Genomic DNA, 25,584 nt, shown 5'->3' with positions numbered 1-25,584 from the left:
GACCATGACCCTCTCCATCCGCTGGAAAGTCACACTCGGTAGTCTCCTGGCCGTCACCTGCGGACTGGCCGTGGCGGGCATGCTGGCCATCCAGGCACTCGAACAACAAGAAGCCTCGCAGCTGAGCGAGATGCTCGACGCCAGAACCAAACTGGTGGAGTACGGGCTCAAACCCGTGTTTCCCTCGCCGCCGGACACCCCTCTACCCCGGCAGATCCAAGAGATTGTCCGCGACCTAGGAACCAGATCCGCGGCCCGTATCACCCTCGTCGCAGCGGACGGCACCGTCCTCGCCGACAGCGCCGTCGCCGACGCCGACTTATCGGCGGTGGAGAAGCACCTGTCCCGCCCGGAAATCCAGCAAGCGCTCGCCACAGGACAGGGCAAGGACATTCGCGCCAGCCGTACCACCGGCGAACGCACCATGTATCGCGCGATCGCCATGGGCCCTCGTCATGAGGGGAAGCCGGTCTTTCTGCGCCTCGGGCTTCCGATGACCATGCTCGAGCAGGAAACCGCGAAGCTCCAGCGCAATCTCGCCATCGCCCTCGGCGCCGCCTTTCTCATGGCCGTCCTCCTCAGTGTCTGGATGGCCCGCAGCATCACGAAGCCGCTCTCCGATATGGCCGGTGTGGCCAGCCGGCTCGCCACCGGGGATTCCACGATCCGCATCAAGACGCATTCCCGCGACGAAGTCGGACAGCTCGGCGACGCACTCAATCGGATGACGGACCAGCTTCGCGCCAAAATCGACGAACTCTCCGAAGATCGCGCCCAACTGCTTGCCATGCTGACCTCCATGGTCGAAGGCGTCATGGTGCTGGACTACCGGGGTCATGTCCTGCAAGTGAACCCGGCGCTCGAACGGATGTTCGGGGTGTCGCGGACAGAAGCCCGGGGCCGTCCCTGCGCGGAAGTGTTCCGCCATCGCCGATTGATCGATCTGGTCGCCGCCATCCTTCGCACTCGGGCGAACCATGAAGATGAAATCGTGCTGGCCCCCACAGGCCGGTGCCTGCACATCGAAGCCTCCGTCGCCGGAGGAGAACGCGAGAACGAAGCCTGCGCCGTGCTCGTCTTCCACGACATCACCGAACTGCGCCGGCTCGAAAAAATCAGGAAGGACTTTGTCGCGAACGTCTCGCATGAACTGCGGACGCCGCTCACGTCCATCAAAGGCTACGTTGAAGCGCTCTTGGACGGCGGCAAGGACGACCCGGAAACGGCCGTCAACTTTCTCTCCATCATTCTGAAGCAAAGCGACCGGTTGAACCTCATTCTGGAAGACCTCCTGGAGCTGTCGAAAATCGAGTCCGGCAGCGTGTCGTTCAGGGAGGAACCCCTGGATCTCCGCAATCTCATCGAGCGCACCCTGTCGATGATCAAACCCATGGCCGACAAGAAGGGCCATCAGCTCATCTCCCGCGTCAGCGACCGGTTACCCCCCATCGCCGGGGACGAAGGCCGGCTCGTGCAGGTCTTAACGAATCTGCTCGACAATGCCGTGAAGTACACCCCCGAGAAAGGCACCATCACCGTCGCCGCTCAGGAGCTGGCCGATACGTCGCTCAATCCCACCATTGAGCTCACCGTCGCCGATACGGGAATGGGCATCCCGGAACAAGACCGCCCGCGCGTGTTCGAGCGGTTTTACCGCGTTGATAAGGCCCGTTCGCGGGAATTAGGGGGAACCGGACTCGGCCTCGCCATTGTGAAGCATATCGTGGAGGGACATGGAGGCCAGGTGTGGGTCGAGGGCAACCAGCCGCAAGGCAGCCGCTTCGTCGTCCGATTGCCGGTCAGGAAACCCCGCGGGTCGGCTTAATTCAGGAAAGTGAGCAGCCCGTAGACGAGCGCCCCCAGCAACCCGGCGCCGGGGAGCGTAAAGAGCCAGGCGGAGAGAATCTTGGTCGTCACGCCCCACCGCACCGCCGACAAGCGCCTGGTGGCGCCAACGCCCAGAATCGACGAGGTGATGGTGTGGGTCGTGCTGACCGGCAGCCCGAAGTGCGCGGTGAAGAGCAGGACGCTGGCCGCCCCCGTCTCCGCCGCAAATCCATGCACCGGTTCCAGCTTTACGATCCGCATCCCAAGGGTGCGCATGATGCGCCACCCGCCGACCATCGTGCCCAACCCCATGGCCAACGCGCAGGACACGATCACCCACGTCGGCACATCGGATGACGTGATCTGGCCGGACGAGACCAGCGCCAACGTGATAATCCCCATCGCCTTCTGCGCATCGTTGGATCCATGGCTGAAGGCCATAAAGCTGGCCGAGAGCAGCTGGAGCCGGCTGAACGTCTTCGTCGCGACGCCCCGATGGACACGAAAGAACATCCAGCTGATGGCGATCATGACCAGAAACCCGATCCCGAACCCGAACAGAGGCGACAGCACCATCGCCTCCAGAATCGCGCGCAGCCCTTTGAATTGCACCACCGCCCAGCCCCCATGGGCCACCGCCGAACCGACGAGCCCCCCGATCAACGCATGAGACGAGCTGGTCGGCAATCCCAGAAGCAGCGTCACCAGATTCCAGAGAATCGCGCCGGCCAACGCCGCCGCCACGACGGCGCTGGTGATCGCCTCATGAAAGACAATCCCGCCGCCGATCATTTTCGCCACCGCGGTGGAGAAAAACGCCCCCGCCACATTCAGGACGCCCGCCAGAATCACCGCGGCGAGCGGACTGAGCACCCGGGTAGACACCACCGTCGCCACCGCATTGGCGCAGTCGTGCCATCCATTCGAAAAGTCGAACAAGAGCGCCAGCACGACAGTCAACAGTAATAATCCGGTCAGATCAGGCATAATTTAGGCTCGTGGTAAGAAGCGCGCGGCGAGGGGAGGGGCCTGAATCGAGGAGCACCGCCAGATGAGTCCGGCAGCCTCTCGCCCCTTGCCTCACACCCTTCGCCCACCTCACAAATTAGTTGTGCTTGAGCACGATACGTTCAAGAATATTCGCCACGTCTTCGCAGCGATCGGTTCCCGCCTCGAAGGTTTCGTAGATTTCCTTCCACTTGATGACGGCGATCGGGTCGGTTTCCTTTTCGAACAAACCGGAAATCGCATCGCGCGACACCCGGTCGGCTTCATTCTCCAGACTATTCACCCGCACGCTGCATTCGTTGATCTGCGCATGCGACATCCCGACGCGATCGACCGCCTCACCGACCGCCACGGAGGCGTGATAGAGAATATCCGCGAGCCGGATCGCCGACTCCGTCGGCTTGGTGATTTTATAAATCACGAACCGGTCGGCAACGGCCTCAACCGCATCGAGAATGTCGTCCAGCGCGCTGGCCAGGTCGTGAATGTCCTCGCGATCGATCGGCGTGATGAAGGTCTGGTTGAGGCGCGTCGCAATGTCGTGGGTAATGCCGTCCCCCACATGCTCGACATCCTTGATCTTTCGAGCCATGGCGGCGGGATCGTGAAATTGCTCCACCATGTCCTTAAGCAAGCGGCTCCCTTCGATCATGTTGTGGGCCGCCTTCTTGAACAGTTCGAAAAAGGCTTCTTCTTTAGGAATAAGACTAAACATGGCCATCCGCGCTCCTGAAAGGTGAACTGGCGCCCTCTGTATATGCGAAATATGCGAACATTGTTACGAACGCATTACCCGGCTATACGTCATCGTCGGCTACCATCGTACCAGGCCCGTTGCCCAAGTCAGGCCGCCCCCGAAGCTGCCCAGCAGCACCAGATCGCCTGAGACAATCTTGCCGTCACGCACCGCGGCATCCATAGCGATCGGCAAGGAGGCGGACGAGGTGTTGCCGTACCGCTCGATCACCGACGTAAGCCGTTCCGCAGGCACCCCTAACCGGCCCGCCACCTGCGACAGAATCCGCCCGTTCGCCTGATGCAACACGACCTGCCCGATCTCTTCGATCCCGATACCGAATTCTTTCAGAATGTCCTGCACTGCCTGCTCGACCCGGCGCACCGCGATGCGAAAGAGCGAGGCTCCGCGCATCCGCAACACATGCTCATTCTTCAACACCGTCTCTGCCGATGCAGGCCGTCGCGACCCACCGGCAGGCACACGGATCAGGTCATGCTTCGATCCATCCGCATGCAGCCGGATACCCAGCAGACCACGGCGCTTCGCCGTTCCATCATCCTCTCCCCGTACCACTACCGCACCGGCCCCATCCCCGAATAAGACCGCGGTCGCTTCATCTGCCGGGTCCAGGAATCTTGATTTCACCTCGGCTGCCACGACCAGGCAGGTCGTAACCTGCCCGCTTCGAACCATGGCGTCGGCCATCGACAGCCCGTAGAGAAAACCGGAACAGGAGGCAGACACATCAAACGCGCCGACTCCCCGGCAACCAAGCCCCCGCTGGACAAAACAAGCGGTCGAAGGGAACGCCATGTCAGGGGATGTTGTGGAGAGAATCACCGCATCTACCGAGGACGCCTGGCAGCCGGCTGCATCCAGCGCCTTGCGGCTGGCATCGAGCGCGAGATCGGAAGAGGCCTGCCCCTCGGCCGCCCAGCGCCGCTCCCGAATCCCCGTGAGACGCTCGATCTGTTCAGCAGAAATCCCCAGGGGGGCGGCCACCTCACTATTTCCCACCACCCGTTCTGGAAGACTGCTGCCGGTGCCGATAACTCTCAGACTTTTCATCTAATTAAACCAGTGGCACGAAACCGGACCCTACCGTCTACACTATTCATGGCGGCGGGATTATAGGGGGCATCTGGAGGCGGGTCAACCAATGAGCCTCCGGCATTGCTTTTCACCGCAGCTCTTGCTATGAACTTACGTAGTGATGGTATCCTCTCAAGCTCACCCTCCTCGGCACTGCTCACACAGCGGGCGTTCCATAGGCCTGCTGGCGATGGGCGTTATCTGTATTTCTCTCATGATATCAGCCTGTTCCAGCACCTCGAAAGAAAAGACTGCGGCTAAGAAGCCCATCGGGGGGACGGACGAGCAGATTTTTATGGGGGATGCCTTCGGGACAGAGAAGAATTATGACCCGAATGTCATCATGAAGCGCGGCGAAGCCTTCTTCGAAAAGGAGGAATACGCCGAAGCCCTGGTGGAATATAACCACTTCCTCGATCTCCATAAAGCACACATCCTTGCGCCATATGCGGCTTTTCGAATCGGCGAAACCCACTTCAAGATGGCCAAGTCCATCGATCGGGACCCTGAACCGTTGCAGAAAGCGATCACCGCATTGGAGCGCATGCGGAAGGATTTCCCCGGCAGCCGTTATGACCTCCAGGCGCAGCAAAAGATCCAGGAATGTCACGATTGGCTCGCCCAGACCCATCTGCTTGTCGGCCAGTTCTATTATCGCCGCGAGTCCTATCTCGCCGCCGCCCATCGATTCGAGCAGATTTTAAAGATCTATCCCGACAAGCCGGTTGCACCCGACGCCCTCTACTTCCTGGCGATGAGCTATCATGAGATGGGCGCCGATGATTGGGCCGCCGACTATCTGATCATGCTGGCTGAGAAATATCCCGACAGCAAAGTGGCCAAAGAAGGGCGCATACTCCTGGCAAAGATCGGCGGAACAAAATCTGGCACGGTAGCCGCCAAGGACCCCGGCGCGCCGGCTCTCTTCAATGCCACTCCCTCTGCCCCATCCGGAAACGGGAACTCGCTCCCCGATACCTCCGATGCTGCTTCCGGACTAGGCGGGCTGCGACTCCCCTCGGCAAACGCGCTCGGTCAGGCCTTCACAACCTGCCGCCTCGGCGCCTGGTGCTAACCGGCTGGCAACGAGTGCGAAGAATTGCCTGCTGAGCGCGGAAAAACCTGTGTCAGAAAGACTTGCCTGACGAGTTGACAGTGAAGAGCCGAGAGCTCTTCATTGTCCTAAGGTCCAGCCGATCCCGTGCTGCTCAAGGAAGCTCGTGATGAGCGTCAACGAGTTGGCGTAGATCATGATGCCGACCACGATCAAGAAAACCCCGCTCACCGTCGATACGCCCCAGAGATAGGCCCGCACTTCCTTAAAATAGGCCAGGAAGCGATCGACACCCAAGGCGGTGATAAACAAGGGCAGGCCGAGACCAAGCGAGTAGCAGGCCAGGAGCACAATGCCGTTCAGGAGAGAGTCTGTTGTGCTGGCGTACAGCAGAATCGTCCCCAGTACCGGCCCGACACAGGGCGTCCATCCGGCCGCGAATGCCACCCCGATCAGGAACGATCCCAGATACCCGGCAGGGCGATTGCGAAACTGATACCGGTGCTCCATCTTCAAAAAGTTCAGGTTCAAGATGCCCAACAGATAGAGACCGAACACAATAATCATAATGCCGCCGATGCGGCGGATATGATCCTGGTACGTGATCAGCATCTGTCCGATAAAACTGGCCGACGCGCCGAACGCGATGAACACGGACGAGAACCCTGCGATGAACAGCAGCGCATTCACCACGATGGCGGTCTTGAATTTGCTGCGCTCGCCGGCATCGGTGAGTTGCTCCACCGACAAGCCGGTAATATAGGAAATGTAGGAGGGCACCAGGGGCAGCACGCAGGGCGAGACGAACGACAACAGTCCCGCCGAAAATGCGGCCACGAGAGAAATCTGTGGCATCGATTGCAGCATCGTTAAAATTTCAGCATGGCCTGAACCAGCTCGCGCGCCTCAGGAGCATCCCAATTTCTGGCTCCCGGCACCTTCTGCCTGACGATTCCCTTGCGGTCCACCATGAACGTCATCGGCAATGTCCGCGCCCCGTACATCAAACCGACACGATACTCGGCATCATGTAAAATGGGAAACGTGAAGCCCATTTCCTGCTGAAATGGCCTGGTGACCGCCGCCCCTTGCGCGTCGGTGGAGACGGCGAGAATCTCAAAGTCTTTGCGGGAATAACTGCGGTACAACTGCTCCATGGCCGGCATCTCGATCCGGCAGGGTCCGCACCAGGTCGCCCAGAAGTTCAGCAACACCACCTTCCCCCGCAACTGCGAGAGGGATACGACGTTACCGTTGAGATCCCGCAATTGAAAGTTCGGCGCTTCGTCCCCCACCTTCACAATCCCGCGCTCGGCGATAGGTTCCGGGCGCGCCCCGATCAATTCAAGCGCGGAGGCCAGCGATAGACTCGTAAACTCCAGCGCGCTGGTTCCGATAATAACGATGATCGCCAGCAGCCGTTTCATAGACCGCCCCCATTGGAGCCCGGTACAGCCCCACTGCTTCCTTGCGCCGTCTTTGGCGTGACATTGAGCAAGGTCGTGAGCGTCTTGAGATTGTCAACTCTCGTCCAATCTTTCGGTCCGATAACAATTTCTCGAATGATGCCCTGCTGGTCGATAATGAAGGTCTCGGGCACCCCCATCCGCTTATAGGGCTTGTCCGTCTTCCCCCAAGAATCAAGCAGCACGGGAAACGTCAAATTGAGGCCCTTCACAAACGGAGGAATGTCTTTGGCCGTCGTAACGCGATCGATGCTCACCGCCAGAATCACGAGACCGTCTTTCTCGAAATTCTTATTGAGCACCTCCATCGAAGGCATTTCTTCGCGGCAGGGTGCGCACCAGGTGGCCCAGAAATTCAAGAAGACGACTTTCCCTCGAAAGTCCGACAGACGGTAGGGCTTTTCGTTCAGATCGGTGAGCGCAAAATCCGGCGCTTCCTTGCCGACGACGAGCGGCTCATACTTGGAGCTTTGCAGCCACACGATAACGAAGGTGGCAGCCAGCACAATCGCCCCGGCGATAAGAATCACCGCACGCGAACCGCCCTTCGGTCGTTCTTGGGCAGCGGTTTGAGAAGAAGTTGCCTGATCAGCCAAACCTAATCCTCCTTAACACCTTGCGTCATGCTCAAATTGGTCTTCCGGCAAGGCCGCAAAGCATGTGAAGGCCGAGGCGTACTCCCAGTACGTTGAGGCGTTCACATGACTGAGAACGCAGCTGGAAGCCATTTTCAGCTTGACGCTAGGCGTAGGCGTGCAAGCCGGAGAGCAAGAAATTCACGCCCCAGAAACAGAAAATAACCATCAAGAATCCAAATACGGCATAGATCGCCGCTTTTCGGCCTTCCCACCCGCGCGTCATCCGCGCGTGAATATAGGCGCCATAAATCAGCCAGACGATCAGCGACCAGGTTTCCTTGGGATCCCAGCTCCAGTAGCCGCCCCAGGCGTAATTCGCCCACATGGCGCCGAGAATAATCCCGAAGGCTAGCAGGGGAAACCCGATGGTGATGGCCTTGTAGCCCAGCTCATCGATCGTTTCGAGGTCCGGAAATGCGGCATAGAACCCGGTCGTCTTTCCTTGTTTCTCCGCCCGTTCCTTGAAAAGATACATCAGCCCGAGCCCGCCGGCCATGGCAAAGGCCGCGTAGCTCGTTAACGTCACCGACACATGAATGTAAATCCAGTAGCTGTTGAGGGCCGGGACCAGCGGCTCGGCCGTCTGATACCGATAGGGCAGCAGCGACGCGGCCCCCATCGCGATGAACCCGATGCCGACGACAAAGGCCCCGATCGCCTTGATCTTGTAGCGCAGTTCCAGCAGCACGTACCCGAGGATGATCGCCCAGGAAACATAGGCCATCGCTTCGAACTGATTCGACCAGGGCGCGAAGGTTCCTGAATGTTCCATGCGCTCGAAGGCACGGGTCAGCAGCGCCCCGGTATTCACCATCCATCCAAAGACCGTCACAAGCGTGGCCACCTGACCGAGCTGAGTCGCCCAGGCGCCGTCGCGCTCGTCGAAGTCGTCGCTGGGATGCCCGGCCGGGGCCAACGCCATGGCCGGACGGCGCGCAAACAGATAGCCGATATACAGCACGAGCGCTGCCAGGTAGAGCCAAAAGGTCATATCGAACAAGAACAACGATCGCATCATGATCACGTCCTCCGTCTATCGTCCGCGCAGCCGCCTGCGCCTGCCTATCATACCCAAGCATGGGCCTCAGCCGCCACTCGCTCACGCCTTGAACGTTTGAATCTTCTCCGTCAGCTTCCTGAACTCCTTGTTGAAATCGATCTGGCTCTTATGGGTCGTCCCGCCGATGTGCACCGTGACTCCGGTCGGCGCAGGCACGATCTTCGCCCAGATGCGCCGATGGAAGATGAATGAGGAGAGGGTAATCCCCACGACAATCATCGTGCACCCGGTCCAGACAACATTGATCCCCGGATTTTTGGCGATCTGCAATCCGGTGAACTTTCTCGGCTTATACCCGACCAACTCGAACTGGTACTTGGAATCCTTGATTTCAAAGAGGTCCGGGAACTGCTGGAAAAGCCAGGGGGTCGCCTGCACGGAATCCCCCTCGTTGATGACGAGCTTCACCGCCGGATTGGCGTGCTCGATGGTCTTGGAATAGACTTTTTTCTCGGTGGAATTGAAGGCGAAGTCCGCCACGAAATCGGTAATCGAGAGCTTCAGCTTGAGATCGGCCAGCGCCTGCTCCTTCTGCCATTCGAGGTCGATCGTCTTCAGGACCTTGTCGGTTTCCTTCTCCTTGATGTTGATGCGGGCGACCTCCACCTGATCCCAGGCATCACCATAACTGGATTGATAAAACCAAATGCCGTTGTAGACCAGCGGATCGTTCACGGTAATGGTCTTGGTGGCCTTCGCCTGCCCGCCCTCCAACACCGTCAATGTGCTGTTGTAGGATTTGACCGAGCCGTTCTCGTGATAGTCGATCCAAAATTTGTCGACCTTCAGATCGAAGTTGCCCCGGGGGATGTGGTACGTCTGGCCTTCGAGACAGACGCCGAATTCCTGGAATCCGTAATAGCTGCCTAACAGCCCGCCCAGCACGATGACCGTCGCGCTGAGATGGGCCATATGGGCGCCGACCCGCCCCATCACGCCTTTGGTCGCATAGACCGTGACCTCGCCCGGCTCGTTCTTGGCCAGGACCCGATAGCCCTTCGAGACGAAATGCTGCACCAGGCTCTGGGCGACGGACTCCTTAGTATTCTCGACGGGAATCTCCGCCTGCTGCTTCAGGTTCTTGATGAACGCCATCGTGACGCCCACCTTGTCCTGTTTCATCGACCGCCAGACGGAGGGGAACCGCTTGTAGAAGCAGGTCAGGGAATTGACGCACAAGAGACCGAGCAGGCTGGTAAACCACCAGGTGTGATAGACGTCGGTGAACCCGAGCCGGAGAAACCACCGGTAGGCGTTCTCCCCGTATTCCTGGATATAGACCTCGGCCCGCTCACCTTGCTGGATCACAGTCCCGATCGTGGCGGTAATGGCGATAAAGAGGAAGAGAAAAATCGCGAGCTTGACCGACGCAAAAAAGTCGACTAACTCGCGAGAGAATTCGTCCCAGCCTAAGCCGGGAGTCGACGGGCGTGGAGCGGCTGGTTCCGTGGGAACGGCATCAGATTGACCATTCATGTTGGATGTATGTTTCTCCCCCAACGATCGCGTCCTTGCGCGAAGAAGGTTCAGCGCCTGCCATGCCCGTGAAGCCCTGGGCTTCATCGCTGATCGGTCTCCGCCTCGCGTTGTCGCTGCGGGGGTGCGTGTATTGCTGAGGTATTCCTAAGTCCGCGAAAATTTGGTCATCTTACAAGTGGGTTTCCTTGAGTGTCAAGCAAGCCTGGCCAGTGCGGAGAGGAATCCCCCTTCCTATGGAAGAGATAGACAAAGATGGCCATCTCCGTTAAAATTCGACGGTTATACGAGAAGGACCCGTCACCCGGCAACCAGCACACCTGAGCCGATACCACGGACGGATTTCGACAACCAGAATCTAGAGGGGGCAATGAGAAACAATTACCTATTTACGTCCGAATCAGTGACCGAAGGACACCCCGACAAAATTGCCGACCAGATTTCCGACGGGATCCTGGATGCGATTCTAGCAAAAGATAAGTATTCTCGCGTCGCCTGCGAAACCATCCTTACCACCGGAATCGCCTTCGTTGCCGGAGAAATCTCCACCAAAGCCTACGTCGAAATTCCTGATATTATCCGCGATGTCATCAAGGATGTCGGCTATAACGACGCGTCCTGGGGATTCGATTCCCACACCTGCTCAGTCCTGACCGCCATTCACCAGCAATCCAGCGACATCGCCATGGGCGTGGATTCCGGCGGCGCCGGCGACCAGGGCCTGATGTTCGGCTACGCCACCAATGAAACCACGGAATTGATGCCGATGCCGATCGTCCTGGCCCATCGCCTGACCAAGCGACTGGCGGAAGTGCGGAAAAAGAAAATTCTCGGCTGGGTGCGCCCGGACGGCAAATCCCAGGTCACGGTCGAATATAAGAACGGCAAACCGGTTCGCATCGACACCATCGTCGTCTCCACCCAGCACAGCCCCGATGTCACGAACAAGCAGATCGAACGCGACATCATGGAAAAGGTCATCAAGCCCGTTATGCCGAAGGGACTCTACGATCCGGCCAGCGTGAAGCATCACATCAACCCGACCGGACGCTTTGTCGTCGGCGGGCCCATGGGCGATACCGGCCTCACCGGGCGCAAGATCATCGTCGATACCTACGGCGGCCATGGCAGCCATGGAGGCGGCGCATTTTCCGGCAAGGACCCGACAAAGGTGGACCGCTCGGCCTCCTATATGGCGCGCTACATCGCCAAGAACATCGTCGCCGCCGGACTCGCTGATAAATGCGAAGTCCAGCTGGCCTATGCCATCGGCGTGGCGGACCCTGTCTCTGTGCTCGTCGATACCAAGAACACCGAGAAGATGGCCGTGGAGAGCCTCGACAAGCTCGTGCGGAAGCATTTCCCGCTGACCCCGCGCGGCATCATCGATCACCTCAAGCTTCGCCGACCGATCTTCCGCAAGACCGCGGCCTACGGACACTTCGGCCGGAACGAACCGGAGTTCACCTGGGAAAAGACCGACAAGGCGAAGGCGTTGCAAAAGGACGCCGGCCTGTAAAGACAGGCTGAGGCCAAGGTTCAGGTTACGCAAACTGCGGCTCAGGCTAAGGAATGAGGTTGGGTCTTACACTTAACCTCGACCTTAACCTGGGCCTTCTTTCTGATTAAGGAGGGCTCCGTGGATTACGATGTGAAAGACATTAAGCTGGCCGACCAGGGCAAACTCAAAATCGAATGGGCCGAGGCCACTATGCCGGTGCTGCGCCTCATTCGCGCGCGATTCAAGCGGCAGCAGCCGCTGAAGGGTGTACGGGTCACCGCCTGCCTCCACGTCACCACGGAAACGGCCAATCTGGCCATGACCCTGAAGGCTGGCGGAGCCGATGTCCGCCTCTGCGCGTCGAATCCCCTCAGCACCCAGGACGACGTGGCCGCCGCCCTCGTCCAGCATGAGGGCATTCCGACCTTCGCCATCAAGGGCGAGGACAACGCGACCTACTACCGCCATATCGAGTCGGCCATCGCCCACCGGCCACACCTGTCGATGGATGACGGCGCCGACGTCGTCTCGCATCTGCATTCCAAGCGCAAAGAGTTGTTGCGCAATGTGATCGGCGGCACCGAGGAAACCACGACCGGCGTCATCCGGCTCCGCAGTATGGCCGAGAAGAAAGTGCTCAAATTCCCGGTCATCTCCGTGAACGACGCCGATACCAAGCACATGTTCGACAACCGCTACGGCACCGGCCAGTCCACCATGGACGGCATCATCCGCGCGACCAACCGGTTGGTCTGCGGTTCCGTCGTCGTCGTCGCCGGCTATGGCTGGTGCGGACGCGGCATTGCCATGAGAGCCAAGGGCATGGGCGCCGATGTGGTGGTGACCGAAGTCGATCCGTTGAAGGGTCTCGAAGCCGTCATGGACGGTTACCGCGTCATGCCCATGGAACAAGCTGCTCCGATCGGCGATTTCTTCGTGACCGTGACCGGCAACCTGAAAGTCATCCGTGGCGAGCACTTCGCCAAGATGAAAGACGGCGCCATCGTCTGCAATAGCGGTCACTTCAACGTGGAACTGGACATTCCGGCGCTGGAAAAGCTGAGCAAGAAGCGGAAGGTTGTCCGCACCGGCGTCGAGCAGTTCACACTGAAGAATGGCCACCGCGTGAGCCTCCTCGGCGAAGGCCGGTTGGTTAATCTCGCGACCGCCGAAGGCCATCCTTCCAGCGTCATGGATATGAGTTTCGCCAACCAGGCGCTCAGCGCGGAATACATCGTGAAGAATTACAAGATGCTGGAGAAGAAGGTCTACCCGGTTCCCGCTGTGATCGACAAAGAAATCTCGCGGCTCAAACTCGCCGGCATGGGCGTGAACATCGACAAGCTGACGAAGGAGCAGGAGAAGTATTTGGCAAGCTGGGAGATGGGCACATAGAGCACACGCATACAGCACCTGCGAAGAGAGAAGAAGAAAGGCCGCCTCAACTGAGGCGGCCTTTCTGTTCTCTGCAAACCTCCCCGACCAAGCTTTCAAGACAGCCGGCTCAGTAAGAGTCAGGGAACAATGATCACATATAAGTGATCGTGATTCAGCTCAGGTATGGTAGAGTGACGGCAGGCGCTGAGGTCTTACAGATCGGAGTCTCCTATGAGACCAACGACCTTCACTCCCCTCGACCTTTCCGATTACGATATTTCTCCTGAACAGGGCTTTCTCCCGCAGGGCCCGCTTGAAGATCTTCCGGATTCAGCCACGCTGAACCAGCTTGGATACGAGCTGCCCAAACAGCTCAGTGCGCGAAGGGTCGGGCGATTCATCGACGAGCAGCGCCAACTACTCCAGTCTATGCCTGAGCCATGGGGGGATCAGGACTATCAAGCGAAGATGCGGAATCTAAAGAGCTGACGAATGCCCGGTGAGAAGCCACCTCGAGAAGGGAGTCTCGTTGTTGCCGCGCTGATCGTGCTAGGCCTTGTGTTTGCCGGGCACTGGATCGTCAGCTACGTGAAGAACACCGATCCATGGGCTATCATGCCCTGGTATGGGATTGCTGCAGCCGTCATCATCGTCTTTGGCGTCTTTACCATCTCGCGCCACGGAGGGGGCGAATGAATCAAGACTTAGTCGCCGGATCCAGCCACGAGTCTCTTTTCCCTCGTCGCCCGCGAAGACATCAGGAAGCAGCCGGCCTGCCCACCGCAAACGAGCGGGCTTCATTGGATCAAATTCTTACAGAAGAGTAGAGTGAAGACGGGCGCGGAGGTGATGAACACCGGAGGCTCCAATGCGATCGACAACAATCCTCCCCTCCTCGCTTTCCGATTACGACATTTCGCCTGAACAGGGGTTTCTCCCGCAAGACCCGCTTGAACAGCTTCCGGACTCGGCCACACTGAACCATCTTGGGCACGAGCTGCCGAAGTTGCTCAGTGCTCGAATGGTCCGGCAATTTATCGATGAGCAGCCGCAACTACTCTCCTCGATTCCTGCCACGTGGCAGGATCAGGACTATCGGGCAGCGATGCGCATCTTGTCGTTCACCGGTCATGCCTATGTCTGGGAGATCCCAGACCTGCCTGCTACCAAATTGCCACCCCAACTGGCAAAACCCTGGCACGAAGTTGCCCATAAGCTTGGGCGTCCTCCGGTGCTCTCCTACGCCTCTTACGCACTCGACAACTGGCGGCGGCTCGATTCTACCAAGCCCGTCCAACTCGACAACATTGTGCTGCTCCAGAATTTTCTCGGCGGCTTGGATGAAGAGTGGTTTGTCGTGGTCCATGTTCAGATCGAACGCCAGGCAGGACCTGGATTGGCAGGACTGCTTCGGGCCATGAAGGGAGCGGCCAACGACAAAGTGGGCGAGGTACTGACCGGGCTTCAATCGCTCGCTGCCGCTCAAACCGCGATGCGCGACACGCTACTGCGCATGAAGGAACGGTGCGATCCCTATATGTATTACAACCGGGTACGGCCCTACATTCACGGCTGGAAGAACAGTCCCGCACTTCCCGACGGCCTCCTGTATGAGGGCGTCACCGCTTATGCCGGACAGCCGCAGCAGTTTAGAGGTGAAACCGGCGCGCAGAGCACCATCGTCCCCTGTCTAGATGCCGGGCTCGGGATCGCCCATGCGCCGGATCCTTTGACCGTGTACCTGCAAGAGATGCGCGAGTACATGCCTCCCCGCCACCGTTCACTCCTGGGTGCCCTGGGAAATGCCACCGATCATCTCGGCCGGCCGTTGCTTTCCGGCTATGTCCGCGACCGGAAAGCCCGCCATCGGGATCTATGGGTAGCCTATTGCACCTGCGTGGATCTGCTGGCGCAGTTTCGCGAGATCCATATCGGCTATGCCGACAGTTATATCCAGCGCCAGCACCAGGCCCATGCGAGCAACCCGACCGCCGTCGGGACTGGCGGCACTCCCTTCATGACGTATCTGCAGAAGCATCTGGATGAAACGAAGCAGGCGATCGTCGAGTAGCGCGGCGCTGCCGGGAACGGCAAATCCCGACGATCAGGAAATTGGCGATTCATTCGTCAGCGTTTCGCGGATCTTTCGAATCAGATCGGACGAGCTGAACGGCTTTGGAATAAAGGCCAGGCGCTCTCCGCGAACCAACTCAAGCGCGCCATCGGTGTAGGCCGACATTAAGAGTACTTTGACCCCGGGTAACATCATGTGAATCCTCCTGGCCAGCTGAGGGCCTGTCATGCGGGGCATCATGACATCGGTGAGAACCAGCTGAGGATACACCCCGGAATTTCCCATGAAGCGAAGCGCTTCAAGTCCATCGTCGGCTTCATACACCCGGTACCCGACCCCCCGCAACATATCCCCCACCGCTAACCGGACGTCCGCATTGTCCTCTACGAGCAAGATGGTTCCGGAGTCGCTCACAACCTCAGGCTGAGTATTCGCGCGATATAGCGCCTGCGTCTGGTCGCTTTGCGGGAGACAGATCTCAAACAACGATCCGGTGCCTTGCGTGCTCGACACCTCGACAAATCCGCCGATTTGCCGAACGATGCCATAGAGGCTGGCCAGCCCTAACCCCCGCCCGGTTCGAACACGCCCTCTGGAATAAAAGGGCTCGAACAAATGCACCTGCATCGCCGGTTCAATCCCGCATCCTGTGTCACACACGGCGATCTCCGCGTAGATCCCCGGTTTCACCCCATGCTCCTGGGCCGCGAGCACTGTCACGATCCTCTGCGAGGTAGACACCCTCAGTTTGCCTCCGTGCGGCATCGCCTCCCGGGCATTGGCCACCAAGTGCCGGATAATGTCCTCGATCTGCTGATGCGCCATAAGGACTGACCCGCAGGAGCCTCCCAAAGCCATCGTCGTCGTGACGCTGTCGCCGGCGAGTTGGCGGATCTTCGGCTCCATCTCTCTCAGGGTCAGATTCACGTCCAGCACGGTCGCCTCAACCACCTGGTGATGACTAAACGCCACCAGGTTATGTGTCAAATCCGCCGCATGCCCGACCGCATCTTGTATCTGCCTGATCGAAGCCTGGTCCTGCCGACAGTCTGCCAACTGACGGGAGACCTGTTCGCTGGCCCCGGTGATGACCGTCAATAGATTATTGAGATCATGAGCCACTCCACCGGCCAACCGGCTTAATGCCTCGATCTTTTCGGCCCTGTTCGCCGCCTCTTCCAGCCGCTTGCGATCGGTGACATCGGTGATTGTTTCGATGACATGGCTGCGCCCGTCTACCGTCACGGCTTTAGACCATTGAACGAGCAACCATTGCTGATTAGGTAGCATCACCTCATTCATCGTAACGGCCCCCGTACTGAGGGCTTCAGGCATCTTGCAGAAGGAGCAGGGTGCGGGGCATCCGGCAATTTTCTCGTGACAGGTCTGGCCCGCAATGTCGCCAAACTTGTTGAGCCCTGTCGCGTTCTGAAATTGCACGGTAAAAGTTGCGGGATCAACGACCGTGATAATCACGGGCTGAGCATTTAGGAGTTCCCGGGGATCGTAGGAGGGTTGAGATAAGTCTGCAGGCTCCCGCATCGGGCTCTCCAATCCACATCATCATCAAGAACACTCCATGCAGCCAGGCGCAGGCTTCAGGAATCTACATCCCCTGGAAATGAGCATACACCGTACCAGGACCATCGGGCTGGGGCACAAACCTGCTCTCTCCCTGCAATATCCAGTGCTTAATGGCTTGAGCACGTTCGTAGGGGGAGGCCTCGGTCACTGGAAAACTGAATCTACGTAGATCCACCTTGCATTGAATCTGATACGTGTATCGCGCAAGGATCAGCGGGCGTCGACCGGTCCGATAACACTGGAGTTCTCGTTCCTGATCAGACCACCGGCTCTCCAGCCTCCTGTCCGATCGGATTGTTTGCTATAATCCGGGCGCTACTTTCCGCTCATGCATACACGCTCACTCGCTTGCGAGGGCGATCACGTGGAATCTTTCTCTCCCCACGACCCTGACCTGGCACGAACACTGATCCTCGACGAACTGTTCGACCTCTTGCTCTATAAAGCGTTGAGGGACGTGACTCAGCCGGATGTCCATGAGACGCTGGACGAGTTGATCAAGGTGGAAACAGGGCACTTAGCCTTCTGGCAGAAGTTCTTCCAGCTGACACTCACGCGCCTCGATCTTGGCCGCCGCATCAAATTGACCGTGATGATGCTGGTCTGCAGGCTATTCGGCTCGACCGCCGTCCACCTCGTGCTCGAAGCCATCGAAGTCCATGGCGTACGAAAATACCTGGCCATCTGGCGGGAGTATCAAGGCCAGCCGTTGGCAGAGGCGTTACGAGGCATCCTGATGGATGAATTCAAGCATGAAGATACCCTCGTGACCGCGCTGACTCAGCGGAAAATCAACGCCGAGAAAATCCGCAACATCTTTCTGGGTTTGAACGACGGGCTGGTGGAGATCCTCGGCGCGGTCAGCGGTTTCTTCGGCGCGTTCGGGAGCGCCACCATGGTGCTGATCGCCGCCTCGACGACGGCGGTCGCCGGCGCGCTGTCAATGGGGGCCGGCGCATTCCTGGCCCTCAATTCTGAGAAAGAAGTCAAATCGACCGAGGCGGCCAGGAAGAAATTCCTGGGGGAAGCACCTGGCGAGCCGCCGATGGAAGAACTACCCTTGTCGTCGGCCCTCGTGGTAGGATCGGCCTACCTGATCGGAGCCGTCGTCCCGGTCCTGCCTGTCCTGATCGGAGCAACGGATGCCTTGTTTTCCGTCCTCACTGCGGGTTTGATGGTGGTGCTGGTCTCGACGATACTCTCGTTCTTATCCGGGATGGACATCAAACGGCGCATCGCTCTCAACCTCATCATCATCACCGTTGCTGTAGGCGTGAGCTACGGTATCGGGATCCTGGCCAAACTCGTATGGGGCATCTCGACCTAGCACGTCTGGCGGATTCAAATTATGAAATCTAAATTCCATCTATACGTAAAGAAATTTGGACTCTTGAAAGGGGCGGAGCTATATATAAAAGGTAAGTATTCTCGGCAAGAGCATTGCTTAACCGTTCCAGGCCTTCGCCATCCGGTTAGCTTGCGTGGAAAAACCTCAGACCACCAGGCATTCAGGAAGGTCTTTGTTGAGGGAGAATATGCCTTCGATCTCGGCTTCACTCCGCGTATCATTCTAGACGGCGGTGCCAATGTCGGCTATTCAGCACTGTTCTTCGCACACCAATTCCCTGAGGCCCTCATCATCGCCATAGAACCAGAACCCGAAAACTTCCGTCTTCTGGTTCAGAACACCGTTGGCTATAAGAATATTCGTCCCGTTCAAAAGGCCTTATGGCCAAGAGTCACTCATCTGGCGATCGAAAACACCACGGGGCAACCCGATGCATTTCGTGTGCGAGAAAGTCCCTCCGCAGATGATTCGACCATCCCAACCACCACCATTAACGATTTGCTGCAAGAAACAAGTATGGATCAGCTCGACTTGCTCAAACTCGACATCGAGGGATCGGAAAAAGAGTTGCTTGAGGATCCTGCGAGAAATCGCTGGATCTCAAGGACACGTGCTTTGATCGTGGAACTCCATGATCGATTTAAACCTGGCTGCACGACAGCAGTGGAACAAGCGCTTACCGGTCAGAATTTCAGCCGCTCACAGAGAGGAGAGAATATCCTATTCATACGAGATTCTTCTTTCTGATCAGGCTAGCGCGTTTGGAACATCGGGAGTTCGCGCCGGTCTTCCGCTTCCTGCTGAATCCGCAGTCGCTCGACCCGTGACGCTTCCAGCACATCATGCAGCATGTCGTCGCTGAGCTGGGTGAACTGCGCGGCCGCATCCTTCGTCTCGGCATGTTCCACCGCGCGCGAGAGCACTTCGGCTTTGGTCGCGCCTGTCTTCTTGCCCATGAACGGCTTGGCGATCAGATAGGCTACGTCGCGCACAGGCATGAAGCGGAGAAACCGGCGCAGCAGCCGATAGGTCTGGAGGGGATAGTGCGTGAGTTTGTAGAGAAACAACTTCTTGAGGCCCTGCTGCCGAACGTCGTTGATGACTTCACCGGGCAGACAGGTGGGATCGATCTCCGAGCACTTGAAATACTTGTACCAATCCGTCGCATCGCTGACTAATCCACGCTTCACATATTCCTGCCACAAGGGTGTGCCCCGATAGACGCAGAGCCGGTTGAAGCCGAACGTATCGAGCGGCAGCTTCGACGCAAAGTCAAAGGTGGCCTGCATGTCCCTGACCGTCTCGTCGGGATTTCCGACCGTAAAGAACCCGTGCACGATTTCGATGCCAGCCTTCTTGGCATTCTTCACCGCCGTGGTCACCTCGGCCAGGGTCTGCTCTTTCTTCAGACGATCGAGCACTCTTTGGCTCCCGCTCTCAATCCCGAACATGACGGTGCGGCAGTGCGCCCTGGCCATGGCAGGAAACAGATGCTGGGCGACGGAATCGACACGCCCCTCGATTCCCCATTGGATCTTGAGGCCCGCGTCGCTCACACCGTTGCAAATCGCTTCGATGCGCTTGGGCTGGAGGAGAAAATGGTCATCCACGAAGTAGACCGACCCATACCCGTGATCTTCGAGGTACTTCAGTTCATTGACGACATGTTGCGCGCTCCGTGCCCGCCACTTGCCCTCATTGAACACCGGAATATCGCAGAACACGCAGGGCCACGGACAACCGCGCGACGTCTGCATCGTCGTGAAGCGCTCCATCGAGAGAACAGCCGGGACATCGAGCGGCATCGATTCGACAAAATCGAGCTTGAGGCTTTCGCGATCCGGGAAAGGCCATTGATCCAAATGCCGCTCCATCGGACGACCCGGATTGTTGATGACCTGCCCATCCTTCATCCAGGTCACACCCGCAACCGTTCCCGGGTCTTCCAGATGATCCAGCAGATCCAGCAACAGCTGTTCACCGTCGCCGCGGCACACGAAATCCACCTCCTGACATTGCAACTTCACGAGTCCGGCGTTCAGGCTGGCAAAGACACCGCCGAAGGCCAGCTTGACGGTGGAATCGGCCGCACGAATCTGGCGCGCAAGTATCTTGGCATAGGGATAACTCGTCGTACTTAAGAAGCTCAGGCCCACGAGGGCGGGCTTTTGCTTCTTGATGGCATCGACGATGACGTCGTTCGGCGTGTCAGGATTGGCCTGGTCGAACATCACGCAATCATGACCGGCCTCTTTCAGAACGGACGAGAGCGACATGATCCCGATGGGCGGAAAGCCCATGACACGAATATTGCCGTTTTGGGCGCGGGTTTTTGCCGGATGTGCGTAGAACTGGGGGTCGCGGACGTGTACCAGGAACACGAGCATAGGCAGCCTCTCTTGGTGGTAGACAGCAACCGGGGCTCCACTACTCGCCACCGTGTCTCCGACGGAGAAGCCGATCCTATCTTTGATATGTATGTAGAGAGAGTACCACGCCGGGAAGGACGTGGGAAGGGGATAAATGGAATGCGTGGGAGAGGGAGGGGCCCCCGGGCTAGCGCCCGAGAGCCGCTTTCACTGCGTTACCGATTTCTGCCGGATTCTTGACCACTTTCACACCGGCCGTTTCAAGCGCCTTCATCTTTTCAGTCGCCGTACCCTTGCCACCGGAGATGATCGCCCCGGCGTGGCCCATACGGCGGCCTGGAGGAGCCGTGATTCCGGCGATAAAGCTGACGACCGGCTTCTTGACGTTCTTTTTGATGAACTCCGCTGCTTTTTCCTCCGCATCGCCACCGATTTCGCCGATCATGACAATGGCATGCGTCTCGGGATCTTTTTCGAACAACGGCAGTACATCGACAAAACCGGTGCCGTTGACCGGATCGCCACCGATGCCGACGCAAGTCGTTTCGCCAAGGCCTAACGTGGAGAGTTGATGCACCGCTTCATAGGTGAGGGTGCCGCTGCGGGAGACGACACCGACAACACCCTTCTTGTGAATGAAGCCCGGCATGATGCCGATCTTCGCTTCATCGACCGTGATGACGCCAGGACAGTTCGGACCGATCAATCTGACATCACGGCCATAGAGGGCACGCTTGACCTTCACCATATCGTTCACCGGAATGCCTTCGGTAATACAGATGATCAACTTCACGCCGGCATCGGCGGCTTCCAAAATCGCATCGGCGCAAAATGGCGGCGGCACGAAGATGAGGGACGTATCGCACTGCTCTTTCCTGACCGCGTCGGCCACCGTGTTGAAGACCGGAATGCCTTCGACGTCCTGCCCGGCCTTTCCCGGCGTCACCCCGGCGACCACCTTCGTCCCGTAGGCTTTGCACTGGGTCGCGTGGAACGAACCCTCTTTACCCGTGATCCCCTGCACCACCACCCGCGTGTTCTTATTGACGAGAATGCTCACGATTAACCTCTTTTCTTATCTTCTCTCTCTTGGAAGGGTGCCGGGCTGAGCCTCATACTGCGCGCATCCACCGAGCACCGCCCTTAGTGATCACGTTCCAATCAATCCCGTGTGCGCGGTGGGCGAGCACTGAGTCCGGCCCAGCACACCTTCCTCTCACGCTGCTTTTCCGGTCAGCTTCACAATCTTCTGCGCCGCTTCCCACAAATCGTTGGCGACTTCCAGCTTCAAGCCGGACTCAGCCAGCAGCTTGCGGCCTTCGTCTGCATTCGTTCCTTGCAGACGAACCACGAGCGGGACCGTAATCTTCACTTCTTTGGCCGCTTCAATCACCCCATGCGCGATGCGTTCGCACCGCACGATGCCGCCGAAGATATTGATGAAGATGCCCTTCACGTTCGGGTCCTTCAGCAGAATCCTGAATCCGGCCGCCACCGTGTCCTTCGTCGCCCCACCGCCGACATCCAGGAAGTTCGCCGGCTCGCTGCCGGCCAGCTTGATCACGTCCATCGTCGCCATGGCAAGGCCCGCGCCGTTCACCATGCAACCGATGTTACCGTCCAGCTTCACATAGTTCAGATTGCTGGCAGTTGCTTCAATCTCCAGCGGCTCTTCTTCATTGAGATCGCGCATCTGCTGGACATCGGGATGTTTGAACAGACCGTTATCATCGAAGGACACCTTGCCGTCGAGTGCGACGAGCGATTTTTCCTTGGTGATGATGAGCGGGTTGATTTCAACCATCGCCGCGTGTTTCTCCATGAACAATCGATAGAGATTGCCCAGCATCTGAATAAAGGGATTCATCACCGCCGGCTCGATCGTATTGAGGCCAAGGCCAAAGGCAATGTTGCGCCCGTTGTAGCCTTGGAATCCCACGGCGGGATCGATCAATTCCTTGATAATCTTCTCAGGTGTCTTTTCCGCCACCTCTTCAATTTCCATTCCGCCTTCGGTGCTGGCAATGAACACAGGCCAGCCGGAGTCGCGATCGACGAGAATGGAGAGATACAACTCCTTCGCGATATTGGCGCCCTCCTCCAGCAACAGACGATGCACGGTCCGCCCTTTGGGGCCGGTCTGATGGGTGACGAGCGTCCTCCCGATCAATTCCTTGGCGATTCCGGCCACCGCGCCCTTGTCCTTGGTGATCTTGACGCCGCCGGCTTTCCCTCGTCCGCCCGCATGGATCTGGGCCTTCACCACAAAAACGGGTGTATTCAATTCGTTGGCCCACGCCGTCGCCGCTTCCGGAGAGGTAATCTCTTTTCCGCGGGGAACCGGCACGCCGAATTGCGCAAACAGCTGCTTCGCCTGAAACTCATGCACGTTCATTCTCTACCTCTTCATGTATGAGGACGACGAGGGGGACGTTTCTCACTGCGCGCGTCCACCGAGCACCGCCCGATTTCCTGACAATCTCAATGATTCTTGTGTGCGCGGTGGGCGAGCACAAGAAACGCTCTCGTCGGCGCCCTCTATCCCACCTTCCTCGTGTAGGCCGGCAGGATCATCGGAGAGGTGACGCCACTGACGTTGCCGTGCTTCTTGGCTTCGGCACGGAACCGCTGCAGATGCTGCACCGTGAGTTTCCCTTGCGGCATTGAGCTCGCCCGTGATGCCGCCGTGAGGCCGGAGCGCTTGCCGAACACCATCAGATCCAAAAGCGAATTACCCATCAGGCGGTTCCGTCCGTGCAACCCGCCCGAGGCTTCGCCCGCAACGAACAAATTCTTCACGTTGGTTTCAGAGTTGGTATCGATTTTCACGCCGCCGTTCTGATAGTGCAGCGTCGGGTAGATCAACACGGGATCTTTGCTGATATCGATGCCGAACCGTTCAAACTGCATCATCATGGCCGGGAAATGTTTTTCGACCGTCCCCGGTCCATGCTCCGCATCCAGGAGCGGGGTATCCAGCCACACACCGACACGTCCGGACATCGTGCGGATGCCGCGCCCCTCTTCGCATTCGCGAATGATCGAAGAGGACACCACGTCGCGCGTATCGAGTTCATTCACGAACCGCTCGCCCTTGGCGTTGACCAAGTGCCCGCCTTCGGAACGAATCCCTTCCGTCACCAAGGCGCCGATCAACTGTTCAGGATAGACGGCTCCCGACGGGTGATATTGGAACGTATCGATATGGGCCAGCTTGGCGCCCATACGATAGGAGAGGCAGAGTCCATCACCGGTCGCGCCGTAGTGGTTGCTTGTTGGAAAGCCTTGAATATGCAGCCGGCCGATTCCGCCGGTCGCGAGGATGACCGACTTGGCTGCAACGACGACGAGCCGGTGGTTATCGAGGTCCTTGAAGATCGCCCCGGTGCACTGCCCCTGTTCATCACTGAGGAGCTCGACCGCCGCGCAGAATTCGAGCAGCTGGATCTTTTGATTCAGGACTTCGTCCTTGAGCACCCGCATGATTTCCAGCCCCGTGTAGTCGGAGCAGGTCACGAGGCGCGGCTTGGAACTCCCGCCGCCTTTCTTGACATGGAGGTTGCCGTCGGCTTGCCGGTCGAACAACACGCCCAGCTCGATCAGCCACTTCGCAATCGACGGCCCTTCTTCGACCATGACCTTAAGCAGGTCATGATCATTGTGCATGTGGCCGCCCTTGAGCGTGTCAATGAAGTGGGTGACCGGCGAATCCTCGGGCGCAACGGAAATCTGCATCCCGCCCTGCGCCATGACACTGTTGGAGTCGCCTAATCGCAGCTTGGTCGCCAGAATCACTTTGGCCCCGGCATGATGCGCGTGCAATGCCGCTGCGCAGCCTGCGCCGCCGCCGCCGATGACGAGCACATCGGTCGTATAGTGCGGGGTCAGATCGACGTCATCCGTAATGAGGCTGTCCCCCTCGAGTAGCGTCGCCAACTCCACGGCCGTCTTCTCGTCGCTATTGGGGCCGAATCGAATCGGGCGATAGGCGCTGGCGCGATAGTCGGGGTGATATCTATGAATCAGCTGATCGCGATCGTCGGGGGAAAATTTCGGAATGGTTTGCTTGCGTCGAGCATCCCGGGTCTGGTGAACGATTTGTTGCAGCGCGTGAATGTCCATGAATTTACTTTCAGCCACCAGCCCTCAGCTTCCACCTCAACTTCGGAAGCTGAGGGCTGACGGCTGACCGCTTGTTGTGCTATTTCACCGTCGCACAGTGGTCGGCTAATTCCTTCTCGCTCATCTTGAGGATCTTCTTCCATTCGTCGTTGTACCGGCCGTCCTGAATTTCCTTGATCCGCGCATCCAATCCCAACGGCTTCTCGGTAAAATGCGCGCCCTGGGCCCGGCTCACATACAGGGCCACGAGATTCGGGGCGATGTCGGCGATACAGACCGGCGTGCACATGCCGCACATCACGCAGTCCATGAACATCTCGGACACGCTCTTGAAGTCGCCGAACACCGCTTTCCAGACGCCCTCGCGCACATCGATTTTCTGCGGGCAGGCCTCGGTGCAGGCGTTGCAATTCCGGCAGAGCGGCGCCTCGGGATAGAGGTTGAAGAGGTCCTGCTTGGGATCCTTGAGCGCTTGAATGTCGTACGTCGCCTTCCGCGCGGGGAAAGGCGGCATGATGGTGAAGGACATCCCGTCTTGCACGGCCATTTGACAGGCCAGGCAGGTCCGCACCTTGGGATCGTCTTTCGTGCGGTAGTAGGTCGCGCAGGCGCCGCAGAACCCGCCGAGACAACCGGCACCACGCACCACTTCCTGGCCCGTGTACCACAAGGCCTTGATAACGGTGATGCCTTCCGGCACTTCGTATTTCTTGCCGGAAATTTCGATCGAGACCATCCGAGGCTTGGCCACTTCCGGCTGATCGATCACATTGGTGTTTTCTTCGGCCATCTATTTCCCCTGGAAGGCTAGAGGCACTGGGCAAGCGGCTAGAGGATCAGGAGTTCAAC

General features: G+C 58.4%; 23 protein-coding genes. 9 read left to right on the top strand and 14 right to left on the bottom strand.

Going from position 1 to position 25,584, the window contains the following annotated elements:
- Positions 1-4: 4 nt before the first annotated feature.
- Positions 5-1,825: a two-component system histidine kinase PnpS gene (pnpS, locus tag ACO9S2_RS10770; protein WP_423722075.1), complete on the top strand. Its 1,821-nt coding sequence runs from the start codon at positions 5-7 to the stop codon at positions 1,823-1,825.
- On the opposite strand, the gene ACO9S2_RS10765 is transcribed toward pnpS, so the two are convergent.
- From ACO9S2_RS10765 to ACO9S2_RS10755, 3 genes are all read right to left on the bottom strand, one after another.
- The gene (locus tag ACO9S2_RS10765; protein WP_423722073.1) at positions 1,822-2,814 is read right to left on the bottom strand and encodes an anion permease; all 993 of its coding nucleotides are present in this window, start codon (positions 2,812-2,814) and stop codon (positions 1,822-1,824) included. The two genes, pnpS and ACO9S2_RS10765, sit on opposite strands and share 4 nt — an antisense overlap.
- A 118-nt stretch (positions 2,815-2,932) precedes the next feature.
- Positions 2,933-3,550, bottom strand: coding sequence for a DUF47 domain-containing protein (locus ACO9S2_RS10760; protein WP_423722072.1), 618 nt, complete (start codon positions 3,548-3,550; stop codon positions 2,933-2,935).
- Positions 3,551-3,649: 99 nt separating this feature from the next.
- Positions 3,650-4,642: a 3-oxoacyl-ACP synthase III family protein gene (locus tag ACO9S2_RS10755; RefSeq protein ID WP_423722070.1), complete on the bottom strand. Its 993-nt coding sequence runs from the start codon at positions 4,640-4,642 to the stop codon at positions 3,650-3,652.
- Between the two features lie 214 nt (positions 4,643-4,856).
- Here ACO9S2_RS10755 and ACO9S2_RS10750 point away from each other — a divergent pair, with 214 nt between their 5' ends.
- Positions 4,857-5,741 carry an outer membrane protein assembly factor BamD gene (locus ACO9S2_RS10750; RefSeq protein ID WP_423722068.1) on the top strand — a complete coding sequence of 295 codons (885 nt, stop codon included), beginning with the start codon at positions 4,857-4,859 and terminating at the stop codon, positions 5,739-5,741.
- A 99-nt stretch (positions 5,742-5,840) separates the two neighbouring features.
- Here the strand turns inward: ACO9S2_RS10750 and ACO9S2_RS10745 are convergent, their stop codons facing one another.
- The 5 genes from ACO9S2_RS10745 to resB form a co-directional block, all read right to left on the bottom strand.
- On the bottom strand, positions 5,841-6,575 hold the full coding sequence (locus ACO9S2_RS10745) for a cytochrome c biogenesis CcdA family protein (RefSeq protein WP_423722067.1): 735 nt from the start codon (positions 6,573-6,575) through the stop codon (positions 5,841-5,843).
- A 14-nt stretch (positions 6,576-6,589) separates the two neighbouring features.
- A complete protein-coding gene (locus ACO9S2_RS10740) occupies positions 6,590-7,147 on the bottom strand; it encodes a peroxiredoxin family protein (protein ID WP_423722065.1) in 558 nt (185 codons plus the stop codon).
- Positions 7,144-7,782 carry a redoxin domain-containing protein gene (locus tag ACO9S2_RS10735; protein ID WP_423722064.1) on the bottom strand — a complete coding sequence of 213 codons (639 nt, stop codon included), beginning with the start codon at positions 7,780-7,782 and terminating at the stop codon, positions 7,144-7,146. The genes ACO9S2_RS10740 and ACO9S2_RS10735 overlap by 4 nt, the downstream gene beginning before the upstream one ends.
- A gap of 145 nt (positions 7,783-7,927) precedes the next feature.
- Entirely contained in the window at positions 7,928-8,842 is a 915-nt protein-coding gene (ccsB, locus tag ACO9S2_RS10730) for a c-type cytochrome biogenesis protein CcsB (RefSeq protein ID WP_423722062.1), read from the bottom strand.
- An 81-nt stretch (positions 8,843-8,923) separates the two neighbouring features.
- Positions 8,924-10,360: a cytochrome c biogenesis protein ResB gene (resB, locus tag ACO9S2_RS10725; protein ID WP_423722060.1), complete on the bottom strand. Its 1,437-nt coding sequence runs from the start codon at positions 10,358-10,360 to the stop codon at positions 8,924-8,926.
- Positions 10,361-10,730: 370 nt separating this feature from the next.
- On the opposite strand from resB, the gene metK reads away from it, so the two are divergent.
- From metK to ACO9S2_RS10700, 5 genes are all read left to right on the top strand, one after another.
- Positions 10,731-11,879: a methionine adenosyltransferase gene (gene metK, locus ACO9S2_RS10720; protein ID WP_423722059.1), complete on the top strand. Its 1,149-nt coding sequence runs from the start codon at positions 10,731-10,733 to the stop codon at positions 11,877-11,879.
- Positions 11,880-11,999: 120 nt separating this feature from the next.
- Positions 12,000-13,256: an adenosylhomocysteinase gene (gene ahcY / locus ACO9S2_RS10715; protein ID WP_423722057.1), complete on the top strand. Its 1,257-nt coding sequence runs from the start codon at positions 12,000-12,002 to the stop codon at positions 13,254-13,256.
- A gap of 213 nt (positions 13,257-13,469) precedes the next feature.
- On the top strand, positions 13,470-13,727 hold the full coding sequence (locus tag ACO9S2_RS10710; protein ID WP_423722055.1) for a hypothetical protein: 258 nt from the start codon (positions 13,470-13,472) through the stop codon (positions 13,725-13,727).
- Positions 13,728-13,730: 3 nt separating this feature from the next.
- Positions 13,731-13,934, top strand: coding sequence for a hypothetical protein (locus tag ACO9S2_RS10705; RefSeq protein WP_423722053.1), 204 nt, complete (start codon positions 13,731-13,733; stop codon positions 13,932-13,934).
- Positions 13,935-14,106: 172 nt separating this feature from the next.
- Positions 14,107-15,309: a hypothetical protein gene (locus ACO9S2_RS10700; protein ID WP_423722051.1), complete on the top strand. Its 1,203-nt coding sequence runs from the start codon at positions 14,107-14,109 to the stop codon at positions 15,307-15,309.
- Positions 15,310-15,342: 33 nt separating this feature from the next.
- On the opposite strand, the gene ACO9S2_RS10695 is transcribed toward ACO9S2_RS10700, so the two are convergent.
- Positions 15,343-16,854 (bottom strand): response regulator, encoded by a 1,512-nt coding sequence (locus ACO9S2_RS10695; protein WP_423722049.1) that lies wholly within the window; start codon positions 16,852-16,854, stop codon positions 15,343-15,345.
- Between the two features lie 406 nt (positions 16,855-17,260).
- Between ACO9S2_RS10695 and ACO9S2_RS10690 the strand changes: the two genes are divergently transcribed.
- Both ACO9S2_RS10690 and ACO9S2_RS10685 read left to right on the top strand, forming a co-directional pair.
- Positions 17,261-18,223: a VIT1/CCC1 transporter family protein gene (locus ACO9S2_RS10690; protein WP_423722047.1), complete on the top strand. Its 963-nt coding sequence runs from the start codon at positions 17,261-17,263 to the stop codon at positions 18,221-18,223.
- A 21-nt stretch (positions 18,224-18,244) separates the two neighbouring features.
- The gene (locus tag ACO9S2_RS10685) at positions 18,245-18,991 is read left to right on the top strand and encodes an FkbM family methyltransferase (protein ID WP_423722046.1); all 747 of its coding nucleotides are present in this window, start codon (positions 18,245-18,247) and stop codon (positions 18,989-18,991) included.
- A 5-nt stretch (positions 18,992-18,996) separates the two neighbouring features.
- Here ACO9S2_RS10685 and ACO9S2_RS10680 read toward each other — a convergent pair whose 3' ends face one another.
- The 5 genes from ACO9S2_RS10680 to ACO9S2_RS10660 all read right to left on the bottom strand — a co-directional run bounded on the left by ACO9S2_RS10680 (position 18,997) and on the right by ACO9S2_RS10660 (position 25,525).
- Positions 18,997-20,631 (bottom strand): B12-binding domain-containing radical SAM protein, encoded by a 1,635-nt coding sequence (locus tag ACO9S2_RS10680; RefSeq protein ID WP_423722044.1) that lies wholly within the window; start codon positions 20,629-20,631, stop codon positions 18,997-18,999.
- Positions 20,632-20,800: 169 nt separating this feature from the next.
- A complete protein-coding gene (sucD, locus tag ACO9S2_RS10675; protein WP_423722042.1) occupies positions 20,801-21,673 on the bottom strand; it encodes a succinate--CoA ligase subunit alpha in 873 nt (290 codons plus the stop codon).
- A 156-nt stretch (positions 21,674-21,829) separates the two neighbouring features.
- Positions 21,830-23,008 carry an ADP-forming succinate--CoA ligase subunit beta gene (gene sucC, locus ACO9S2_RS10670; RefSeq protein WP_423722040.1) on the bottom strand — a complete coding sequence of 393 codons (1,179 nt, stop codon included), beginning with the start codon at positions 23,006-23,008 and terminating at the stop codon, positions 21,830-21,832.
- Between the two features lie 143 nt (positions 23,009-23,151).
- Positions 23,152-24,753 (bottom strand): FAD-binding protein, encoded by a 1,602-nt coding sequence (locus ACO9S2_RS10665; RefSeq protein WP_423722038.1) that lies wholly within the window; start codon positions 24,751-24,753, stop codon positions 23,152-23,154.
- A 61-nt stretch (positions 24,754-24,814) separates the two neighbouring features.
- Complete coding sequence (locus ACO9S2_RS10660) at positions 24,815-25,525, bottom strand: 2Fe-2S iron-sulfur cluster-binding protein (protein ID WP_423722037.1); 711 nt, start codon at positions 25,523-25,525, stop codon at positions 24,815-24,817.
- Positions 25,526-25,584 lie beyond the last annotated feature (59 nt).

It is taken from the genome of Nitrospira sp. NS4, assembly GCF_049546785.1.
GTDB lineage: Bacteria > Nitrospirota > Nitrospiria > Nitrospirales > Nitrospiraceae > Nitrospira_D.
The sequence above is the reverse complement of the archived record's forward strand: the minus strand, read 5'-3'. Positions and strand labels throughout refer to the sequence as shown.